General features: G+C 71.5%; 8 protein-coding genes. 5 read left to right on the forward strand and 3 right to left on the reverse strand.

All coding sequences use genetic code 11. The features are described 5' to 3' along the window. Positions 1–984 (reverse strand): N-acetylglucosamine kinase (locus FHG89_RS31660; protein ID WP_139588055.1); only part of this gene is annotated, 984 nt, incomplete at its 3' end. A 205-nt stretch (positions 985–1189) separates the two neighbouring features. On the opposite strand from FHG89_RS31660, the gene FHG89_RS31665 reads away from it, so the two are divergent. From FHG89_RS31665 to FHG89_RS31685, 5 genes are read left to right on the forward strand one after another with little or no spacing between them, the layout of a single operon-like run. Continuing rightward, a complete protein-coding gene (locus tag FHG89_RS31665; RefSeq protein ID WP_139588056.1) occupies positions 1190–2143 on the forward strand; it encodes a MurR/RpiR family transcriptional regulator in 954 nt (317 codons plus the stop codon). Further along, positions 2140–2889 (forward strand): sugar isomerase domain-containing protein, encoded by a 750-nt coding sequence (locus tag FHG89_RS31670; protein WP_139588057.1) that lies wholly within the window; start codon positions 2140–2142, stop codon positions 2887–2889. Before FHG89_RS31665 ends, FHG89_RS31670 begins: the two co-directional genes overlap by 4 nt. A 27-nt stretch (positions 2890–2916) precedes the next feature. Continuing rightward, positions 2917–4368: an N-acetylglucosamine/diacetylchitobiose ABC transporter substrate-binding protein gene (gene ngcE / locus FHG89_RS31675; protein ID WP_139588058.1), complete on the forward strand. Its 1452-nt coding sequence runs from the start codon at positions 2917–2919 to the stop codon at positions 4366–4368. An 18-nt stretch (positions 4369–4386) separates the two neighbouring features. Continuing rightward, positions 4387–5295, forward strand: a complete 909-nt coding sequence (locus FHG89_RS31680) for a carbohydrate ABC transporter permease (RefSeq protein WP_139588059.1) — start codon at positions 4387–4389, stop codon at positions 5293–5295. Further along, positions 5295–6224: a carbohydrate ABC transporter permease gene (locus FHG89_RS31685; RefSeq protein WP_139588060.1), complete on the forward strand. Its 930-nt coding sequence runs from the start codon at positions 5295–5297 to the stop codon at positions 6222–6224. The genes FHG89_RS31680 and FHG89_RS31685 overlap by 1 nt, the downstream gene beginning before the upstream one ends. A 6-nt stretch (positions 6225–6230) precedes the next feature. Here FHG89_RS31685 and FHG89_RS31690 read toward each other — a convergent pair whose 3' ends face one another. Both FHG89_RS31690 and FHG89_RS31695 read right to left on the reverse strand, forming a co-directional pair. Beyond that, entirely contained in the window at positions 6231–7928 is a 1698-nt protein-coding gene (locus FHG89_RS31690) for an ABC transporter ATP-binding protein (RefSeq protein WP_244296051.1), read from the reverse strand. 50 nt (positions 7929–7978) lie between these two features. Continuing rightward, complete coding sequence (locus tag FHG89_RS31695; RefSeq protein ID WP_244296049.1) at positions 7979–9721, reverse strand: ABC transporter ATP-binding protein; 1743 nt, start codon at positions 9719–9721, stop codon at positions 7979–7981. Positions 9722–9854: the final 133 nt, after the last annotated feature.

Consider the following 9854-nt stretch of genomic DNA (forward strand, 5'->3'; position numbering starts at 1 on the left):
GGGGGCGGGGAAGAGGCGGGCGTGCAGGGTGGCCGGGTCGGTCACCTCGGGCAGTTCGCGGGCGGCGAGCCAGGCCGCCGCGGCGGCCCCGTCACCGGCGGTGCGTAACGGGGCGTGTGGCCAGTGCCGGCCGATCTCGGCCCGGACGGCGGTGGCGAGCGGGGTGTCTGCGGTGAGTAGTCCGCCGCCGAGCACGACGGGTGTGGCGGCTCCGGTCGCGCGGATCCGGCTGACGCTGGACGCCAGGTGCGCGGCGGCCTCGGCGATGAGCGTGGTGGCGACCGGTTCGCCGTCGGTGGCGGCGGTGACCACGAGCGGCGCGAGTCGGGCCAGTTCGACGGGGGGCCGTCGGGTGACGGCCTGGATCGTGGCGTCCACGGTGTCGCGGGGGCGTGCAGCGATGTCGGCGCTGCCCATCAGTTCGGTGAGCACCGCCGTGGACAGCGCGCCGGGGGTGTGGCCGGCGTCGAGGTCGGCGAGGAGCCGGCGGACCGCCTCGCGGCCAAGCCAGAAGCCCGACCCGGCGTCGCCGAGCAGCCAGCCGTGGCCGTCGGCGACGCGGTCCAGTCGCAGGTCGACGACCTGCGCGGTGATCGCCCCGGTGCCGGCGATGAGGACCGTCCCGTCGGGCTCGGCGGCGCCGGAGGCGTACGCGACGAGGGCGTCGCCGTGCACGGCGTACGGGCAGCGCAGGCCGGCGTCGTGCCAGGCCCGGTCGAAGGCGGCGCGCCCAGCGGGGTCGGCGAGGATTCGGGCTGCGCCGGCCAGCCCGATGGTGCCGGCGGCCACCCGCGTGGGGTCGACGTCGGCGAGTGCGGCGCGCAGCGCGGTCAACAGTTCGGCGGCGGCCCGTTCGGCGCCGTGGCTGGTGGGGTTGCCACCGCCGGCGCGTCCGGTGCCGAGGCGGTCGCCGGTGAGGGTCAGGGCGGTCGCCCGGGTGGACGTACCGCCGACGTCGAGGCCGACCACGACGGTGTCGGACATCGGCACGGGCCTCCTTGCGCTGCGCGGTGCTGGGCCTGTTCATGCTGGTCGGCGGCGCCGCGTAGGGCAACTTCGGCCTGGCGTGGAGGGAGGTGCGCCAGGTAACAGTTTGAAAACTTCGCCCACAGTCTTGACACAGAGGGCCGTTCAGTAAGAACTTTTACCACTAACAGTTAACAGTCTTTTCGGAAAGGTGAGGCGACCCATGGTTGATCACGAGGTGGACACCGTCGCGGGGACCGCGGTGGTCGACGCCCACGTGACCGACCGGAGGAACTCACCCTCCGACGGGGTACTGGCCCGGGTGCGCAACGGACTCGCCGAGCTGACCGGCGCGCTGCGCCGCGTCGCCGAGCACGTTCTCAGCGACCCGGAGGCCGCCGCCCGATCCACCATCGTGGAGCTGGCCGAGCGCAGCGGCACCTCACCGGCGACGATCACCCGGTTCTGCCGGGCGATGGGCTTCGAGGGGTACGCCGACCTGCGCCTCGGCATCGCCTCCGAGACGGGCCGGGCGCGCTCCGCCGGCTGGACCGTCGACATCGGACGCGAGATCCAGCCCAGCGACCCGCTCGCCCGGGTGCTCGACCAGATCATGGCCGCCGACACCCGGGCCATGCACGACACCGCCGCGCTGCTCGACCTCGCCGAGGTGGAACGGGCCGCTGTGGCGATCGCCGGCGCGAGTCGGGTGAACATCTTCGGCGCCAGCGGCAGCGCGCTGGTCGGCGAGGAGATGCAGTTCAGCCTGCACCGCATCGGGGTGGCCGCCTGGGCCTGGAACGACGTGCACGAAGGGCTGGCCAGCGCCGCGCTGCTGCGCGCCGGAGACGTGGCCCTGGGCATCTCGCACACCGGGCAGACCCGCGAGACGATCGAGATGCTCGCCGAGGCCGGCAGCCGGGGCGCCACCACGATCGCGCTCACCGGCTTCCCCCGCTCGCCGCTGGCCGAGCTGGCCGACATCGTGCTGCTCACCGCCAGCCAGGCGACGACCTTCCGGCCGGACGCGCTCTCCGCCCGGCACCCCCAACTGGTGGTGCTCGACCTGCTCTACATCGCCGTCGCGCAGCGCACCCACGACCGCGCCCACGCGGCCTTCCAGCGCACCGCGCAGGCCGTCGACGGGCACAAGGCCGCGAAGGGAATCCTCACATGATCAGCGCCCAGGGGTACGCGGACGCGGTCCGCCCGGTGCTCGACAGGCTCCTCGACTCCGAGGCCGACGGGATCACCCGGGCCGCCGACCTGATCACCGCCAGCCTGCGCGCCGGTGGCGTGCTCCAGGCGTTCGGCGCCGGGCACTCCGAGGCGTTCGCCGCCGAACTGGTCGCCCGCGCCGGTGGGCTGGTCCCCACCAACCGGCTCTCGGTACGGGACCTCGTGGTGCACGGTGACGCCCCGCGCGACGTGCTCGCCGACCCCAAGCTGGAACGCGACCCCTCCATCGCCCACCAGATCTACGCGCTCGCGGCGCCGCAGCCTCGCGACGTGTTCGTGGTGGCGTCCCAGTCCGGCATCAACGGCTCGGTGGTCGAGCTGGCGGCGCTGGTCACCGAGCGCGGTCACCCGTTGATCGCGGTCACCTCCGTCGAGCACACCGCACGGGTCGCCCCACGGCACCCGTCCGGTCAACGGCTCGCCGACCTCGCCGACGTCGTGCTGGACAACGGCGCGCCGTACGGCGATGCACTGCTGCCGCTCGAGGGCGGCGGCGCGGTCTGTGCGGTCTCCTCGGTCACCACGGCGCTGCTGGCGCAGTTGCTGACCGCGGAGGTCGTACGACGGTTCCACCAGGCGGGAGAGGTACCCCCTATCTACCTCTCCGCCAACGTCCCCGGCGGGGACGAGCACAACATCGCCCTCGAGTCGCGGTACGCCGGGCGTCTCCGGCGCACCGCCTGACCCGAAATTCCACAAGGAGAGACGACGATGTCGATTACCCCCGAACACCCGGCCGCACTCGACCGTCGCACGGTGCTGCGTCGCGCCGCCGCCGTGGGTGTGCTCGCCACTCCGGCCATCGGCCTGCTGGGGGCCTGCGCCACCAGCGGGAGCGACGGCGACAACGAGCAGGTCGCCGGTGGCACCAAGAGCGAGAAGAACCCGCTGGGCGTCAAGGAGGACGCCCCGATCGAGGTGGTCATCTTCAACGGCGGGTACGGCGAGAAGTACGCCACCGACGTGCACGAGCCGCTGTACAAGAAGGCGTTCCCCAAGTCCGAGGTCAAGCACCAGGCGACCCAGGCGGTCTCCACAGTGCTCCAGCCGCGGTTCGCGTCCGGCAACCCGCCGGAGTTCGTGAACAACTCGGGCGAGAAGTTCCTCGACTTCGGTGCGCTCGTCAACGACGGCCAGCTGCAGGACCTCACCGAGCTGTGGGACGCGCCGTCGGTCGACGACCCGAGCAAGAAGGTCCGCGACACCATCATCCCGGGTGTCGTCGAGCAGGGCATGTTCAGCACCGCCGACGGGCAGCGCAAGCCGTTCGTCCTGTACTACGTGTCGACCGTCTACGGCATCTGGTACTCGGGCAAGCTCTTCAAGGACAACGGCTGGACCGCGCCTACCAACTTCGACCAGTTCATGGCGCTCTGCGAGCAGATCAAGGCCAAGGGCATCACCCCGTACGGCTACGCCGGGGCGAACGCGGCCTACTACCAGTGGAACGTGATCCTCACCCAGGCCGCGAAGATCGGCGGCGCCGACGTCCTGAAGAACATCGACAACCTGGAGGACGGCGCCTGGAAGCAGGACGCTGTCAAGCAGGCCGCCGAGGCGTGGGCCGAGATCGGCGCGAAGTACTCGGACAAGAGCTTCGAGGGCCTGAAGCACACCGACGTGCAGCTGCGACAGAACCAGGGCAAGGTCGCCTTCTACCCGTCCGGCGACTGGCTGGAGAACGAGCAGAAGAAGGACACGCCTGCCGGCTTCACCTACCAGCTCATGCCGGTGCCCAGCCTCACCGCGTCGGACAAGCTGCCGGCGACCGCTATCCGCGCGGCCGGTGGCGAGGGATACTTCGTCTCGTCCAAGAGCAAGAACCCGCGGGGCGGGATGGAGTACATGCGCCAGATGCTCTCCAAGGCGGGTGCCCGGGGCTTCACCGAGACCGTCGGTGCGGCCACCGTGGTGCCGGCCGGCAGCGAGGGCTTCCAGTTCCCGCCGGGTGTCGCCAGCGCGCAGGCTGCGCTGAAGGCGGCCGGCCAGGACGTGTTCAACATGCTCTTCGACAACTGGTACAAGGAGCTCGACACGGAGGCGCGTACCGCCACCAACGAGCTGATGTTCGGCCGGATCAAGGCGGACGCGTTCGTGGAGCGGATCCAGAAGCGCGCCGACGCCATCAAGAAGGACAGCTCCGTCACCAAGTTCAAGCGCTGATCGATCGGAGCTAGGGTCATGCGGCACGGCAAGTATCCATTCGTGATCGGGTTCCTGTTCGCCCCGGTCGCGCTGTACGTGACATTCGTGATCTGGCCGTACGCGCAGGCGTTCCAGATCTCGATGACCAACTGGCGGGGCCTGTCCGCCCCGCAGTGGGTGGGCTTCGACAACTACCGGAGGTTGCTCGATGACGGGGCCTTCTGGAAGGCGGTCCAGCACCACGGCGTACTGCTGCTTGCCCTGCCGCTGATCACCATCGCCATCGCCTTGCTCTTCGCGTTCCTGCTGAACGTGGGCGGCAAGAGCAGCGGTGGTCAACGCCAGGGGGTCTGGGGGTCGAAGTTCTACCGGGTGGTGTTCTTCTTCCCCCAGGTCCTGGCGGTGGCCATCATCGCGGTGCTGTTCCAGATGGTGTACCGGCCGAACGAGTCCGGCCTGATCAACGGCGTGTTGATGAAGTTCGGCATGGAGCCGATCCTCTTCCTGGTCAAGCCGAACCTGGCCCTGTGGTCGATCATCGCGGTGCTGGTCTGGCAGGCGGTCGGCTTCTACGTGGTGCTCTTCTCGGCCGGGATGGCCTCCATCCCGGGTGAGATCTACGAGGCCGCCGAGATGGACGGGGCGTCGAAGGTGACCCTGTTCTTCCGGGTCACCCTGCCGCTGCTGTGGGACACCCTCCAGGTGGCCTGGGTGTATCTCGGTATCGCGGCGTTCGACGCGTTCGCCATCGTGGCGGTGCTCTCGGTGGACGGTGGCGGCCCGGACGGCGCCACCACGGTGCTGGCCATGGAGATCTACCGCAACGCGTTCGTCTACTCGAAGTACGGCTACGCCTCGGCGATGGGCGTGGCGCTGTTCTTCCTCACCCTCACCTTCGCGGCGTTGACGCTGCGGCTCAGCAAGCGGGAAAGCGTGGAGTACTGATGAATCCGCAGTCGACGCTGCCGCCGACTCCGGCGGCGCTGCCGCCGAAGACCGGTGACCCGTCCGCCCCGGCCGGGCGGGGGCGCAAGGGCCCCCGCTCGGAGGTACGGCTCTTCGCGGGCCTGGGGCACGTCGCGCTCGCCGTGTGGGCGGTGATCGTGATCGTGCCGATCCTCTGGACCTTCCTCGCCGCGTTCAAGAACACCAGCGAGATCTTCAGCAGTCCGTGGACGCTGCCGGCGGAGTTGCGCTGGGAGAACTTCGGCCGGGCCTGGACCAAGGCGAACGTCGGTCGGTACTTCCTCAACAGCGTGCTCGTGGTCTCGTGCAGCACGTTCGGCACGATGCTGCTCGGCTCGATGGCCGCGTACGTGCTGGCCCGGTACAAGTTCTGGGGCAACCGGGCGATCTACTACCTGTTCGTCTCCGGTTTGGCGTTCCCGGTGTTCCTGGCCCTGGTGCCGCTGTTCTTCGTGGTGAAGAACCTGGGCCTGCTGGACACCCACACCGGTGTGGTGCTTGTCTACATCGCCTACTCGTTGCCGTTCACGGTGTTCTTCCTGGCCGCGTTCTTCAAGACGCTGCCGTCGTCGGTGGCCGAGGCGGGGATGATCGACGGCTGCGGGCACACCCGGCTGTTCTTCCAGGTGATGATGCCGATGGCCAAGCCGGGCCTGATCAGCGTGGCGATCTTCAACATCATCGGCCAGTGGGCGCAGTACCAGCTGCCGTTGGTGCTGCTCTCCAACGCCAAGGACAAGTGGGTGCTCACCCAGGGCATCGCCGACATCTCGGTCAACGCCGGCTACGAGGCCGACTGGTCCGGGCTGTTCGCCGCGCTGACCATCGCCATCCTGCCGATGATCATCGTGTACGCGGTCTTCCAACGCCAGATCCAGGCCGGTCTCACCTCCGGCGCCGTGAAGTAGCCCCGGTCACCGCGGGCGCTCGTCGGCCTGCGTGTGCCAGGAGTGCCAGAGTGCCGCGTACGCCCCGTCGGCAGCCACGAGATCATCGTGGCTGCCGATCTCGGTGATCCGGCCGTCGGCCAGGACGGCGACCCGGTCGGCGTCGTGCGCGGTGTTGAGCCGGTGCGCGATCGCGATGACGGTCCGCCCGACCAGTACGGCCGCGAGGGCCCGCTCGGTACGCCGGGCGGTGCTCGGGTCGAGGGCGGCGGTGGCCTCGTCCAGGATCAGGGTGTGCGGGTCGGCCAGCACCAGCCGGGCGAGGGCCAGTTGCTGGGCCTCGGCCGCGCCGAGTTGCCGGGCGCCGTCGCCGAGCGCGGTGTCCAGCCCGTCGGGCAGCTCCGCGTACCAGTCGGCGCCCACGGTGTGCAGCGCGGCGAGCATCTGGTCGTCCGTCGCGTCGGGTGCGGCGAACGACAGGTTGTCGCGGAGCGAACCGATGAAGACGTGGTGCTCCTGGGTGACCAGGGCGATCCGCCGCCGACGTTCGGCGGGGTCGAGGTCGGTGATCGGGCAGCCGCCGATGCTGACCACGCCGCGGCGTGGTGCGTCGATCCCGGCCAGCAGCCGGGCCAGGGTCGACTTGCCGGCGCCGGACGGGCCGACCACGGCGAGCCGCTCACCGGGCCGCACCTCCAGGTCGATGCCGTGCAGCACGTCGTGCCCGCCGGAGTAGGAGAACCGCGCCCCACGGACGACGAGCCGCTCGCCCCGCGAACTGGCCGTGCCGCCGGACGACTCGGGCGGTACGAGGCCGACGCCCAGCACCCGGGCGTACGACGCGAAGCCGCGCTGCGCCTGCTCGGTCCACTGCAACAGCCGGTCCAGCGGCTCGATGGCCTGTTGCAGGTAGAGCGCGGCGGCGACCACCGCGCCGAGCGAGACCATGTCCCGGGTGAGCAGGTAACCGCCGACGAGCAGGACCAGGGCGACCGGCAGCGGGTAGCTGGCCTCCACCACCGAGAAGAACACGGTCCGCAGCGCGAGGGTCGCCCGCCGGGCCCGCCACACCCGGGTGACGCGGGTGGTGCCGTGCCGGATCCGGTCGTCGGTCAGCCGCAGCGCCTCCACCGTACGGGCGCCCTCGGCGGTGCTGGTCAACGTCTCGGTCAACTCGGCCGCCGCCGCCCCCTCGGCAAGGTACGCCGAGCTGGCCCGGCGCAAATACCACCTGGTCACCGCCACGATCGAGGGCATCCCGGCCAGCGCCGCGAGCCCGAGCACCGGGTGCAGCAGGAACACCGCACCGAACAGCAACGTCAACTGCACCGAGGCGATGACGATGGTGGGTACCACGTCGCGGACGGTGGTCCCGACCGTCGCCACGTCGACCGAGCTGCGGGTCGCCAGATCACCGGAACCGGCGCGCTCGACCACCGAGACCGGCAACCCGAGCGTCCGGCTGACGAACTGCTCGCGCAGCTCGGCGACGGCCCGCTCACCGAAGCGGTGACCGGCGTACTGGGCGAACCGGGCGAGCAGCGCGCTGACCACGACGCAGCCGGCGATGGCCAGCGCCAACCGGTCCACAGTGGCCACGCCCGCGCCGGCGGTGACCCGGTCGACGATGGTGCCCAGCAACCACGGCGGGGCGAGCCCGGCGACCGCGGCGGCGCTGTGCAGCGCCAGCACGACGCCGACCGCGCGGCGATGCCGGCTGATCATCTCCCGCAGCGCCCGGCGTACGGTGCCGCGGTCGGCGACCGGCAGCCGGCTCACCGGTACGCCTCCTCGGCGTCGGCGGGCCGCTCGGCGACGGGGTCGTCGCTGCCCCGGGCCACCAGGTGCCGGTAGTCCGGATCCCGGTCGAGCAGGTCTGCGTGGGTGCCGACGGCGGTGATCCGGCCCCCGCTCAGATACGCGACCTCGTCGGCCCGGCCGAGCAGCAGCGGCGACGTGGCGATCAGCACGGTGGTCCGCCCGGCCCGCCCGGCCCGCGCGGTCCGCAGCCGTTCGGCGATCCGCGCCTCGGTGTGCGCGTCCACCGCCGAGGTCGGGTCGACCAGGATCAGCACCTCCGGCTCGGCCAGGAGCGCGCGGGCCAGGCGTACCCGTTGGCGTTGACCCCCGGAGAGCGTGCGGGCCCGGGCGTCCAGCGGGGTGTCCAGTCCGGCCGGCAGGGCGTCGACGACGTCCTGCGCCGAGGCGGTCCGCAGGGCGGCGCCGATCCGCTCGTCGTCGACTCCGGGGCGCAGGACGTCCCGCAGTGTCCCGGCGAAGAGGTACGAGTCGTGGTCGGCGACCAGGATCCGGGCGCGGACCTCGTCCAGGGCGATCCCGCTCAGCGGTACGCCGCCCCAGGTGGTGTCGCTGGCGACGTACCGGCCGAGCCGGTCGGCCAGCGCCACGGCCGCCGCCGGGTCGTCGGCGGCCACGCCGGTCAGCCGGCCGGCGCGTACGGTCAGCCCGGTCACCGGGTCGTGCAGGTCGGCGGGGCCGGCCGGTGCGGCCACGACCTCGGGGTGGCGCGCGTCCGGGACGGCGCCCGGCCACCGGCGACCCGGCCCGCCCACGTCGTCCGGTGGCACGTTCAGCAGGTCGGCGATCCGCCGGGCGGCGACCCGGCCGCGGATCAGCTGGTAACTGCCCTCCAGTAGGAACCAGACCGGCACGATCAGGCTCGCCACGTAGCCGTAGACGGCGACCAGTTCGCCGACCGTGACGGTGCCGTCGACCGCCATCCGGGCCGTCAACCACACCACCGCCGCCAGGAACAGGCCGGGGATGGCGACCGTCGCCGCGTCGATCCAGCTCACCACGGCACCGACCCGGTACCCCTCGGCGCGCAGGTCCTGCGAGCGGTCCGCGTACCGGCGGGCGAAGAGGTCCCGGCCGCCCACCCCGGCGAGCACCCGCAGCCCGGCCACGATGTCGCCGGAGCGGGCCGTGAGCGCGCCCTGCTGCTTGCGGTAGACCGATTCGGCCCGTTCGAGTCGACGCAGCAGCGGGCCGACGACCAGCCCGACCGCCGGCACCCCCACCAGCACGCAGAGCGCGAGCATCGGGGAGATCGACCAGAGCACCACGGCGACGACCCCGTACGCGACGACCGCGCCGACCCCCGGCCCGGTCAACGTCAGCACCTGCGCCGACCAGTCGATGTCGGAGCCACCGACGGTGGCCACCTCACCGGCGGCGGTCCGGCGTGGCAGTGCCGCCCCGACCCGGGACAGGTGACGAAGCAGGACCTCCGCCGAACGGGCCTTTGCGTCCTCCCGGATGAAGGTCATCGTGCGGTGTCGCATGATGCCCAGGTACGACAGGGCCATTCCCGCCACGATGATGGCCGCGACCCAGAAGAGCAGGGCCCGGGTGTCACGGGCGCGCAGCCCGTCGTCGACGGCCCGGGAGATCAGGTAGGGCCGGGCCGCCAGCCCGACCATCCAGGCCGTGCCGAGCAGGCTGCCGCGCAGCACGCGCCCTGGCTGGCAGCGGACCAGCCACCACAGGTACCGCATGGGACCGCGAGTGTCGGGAGTGCCGGGCTCGGAGTGCGGGATCTGGGGAGGCACTTGACCACGCTACCGAGCGTCCGGCCGACGCACCGACCCGTTTTCCTGTCGCAGGGGGAAGGCAGAATCACATTCGTGC

The sequence above is a fragment of the Micromonospora orduensis genome, from assembly GCF_006228125.1.
GTDB lineage: Bacteria > Actinomycetota > Actinomycetes > Mycobacteriales > Micromonosporaceae > Micromonospora > Micromonospora orduensis.

Coding starts and splice junctions, on each gene's coding strand:
- FHG89_RS31695 (WP_244296049.1), bottom strand. CDS start 9,721: ATGCGGTACCTGTGGTGGCTGGTCCGCTGCCAGCCAGGGCGCGTGCTG.
- FHG89_RS31685 (WP_139588060.1), top strand. CDS start 5,295: ATGAATCCGCAGTCGACGCTGCCGCCGACTCCGGCGGCGCTGCCGCCG.
- FHG89_RS31665 (WP_139588056.1), top strand. CDS start 1,190: ATGGTTGATCACGAGGTGGACACCGTCGCGGGGACCGCGGTGGTCGAC.
- FHG89_RS31690 (WP_244296051.1), bottom strand. CDS start 7,928: ATGATCAGCCGGCATCGCCGCGCGGTCGGCGTCGTGCTGGCGCTGCAC.
- FHG89_RS31670 (WP_139588057.1), top strand. CDS start 2,140: ATGATCAGCGCCCAGGGGTACGCGGACGCGGTCCGCCCGGTGCTCGAC.
- FHG89_RS31680 (WP_139588059.1), top strand. CDS start 4,387: ATGCGGCACGGCAAGTATCCATTCGTGATCGGGTTCCTGTTCGCCCCG.
- ngcE (WP_139588058.1), top strand. CDS start 2,917: ATGTCGATTACCCCCGAACACCCGGCCGCACTCGACCGTCGCACGGTG.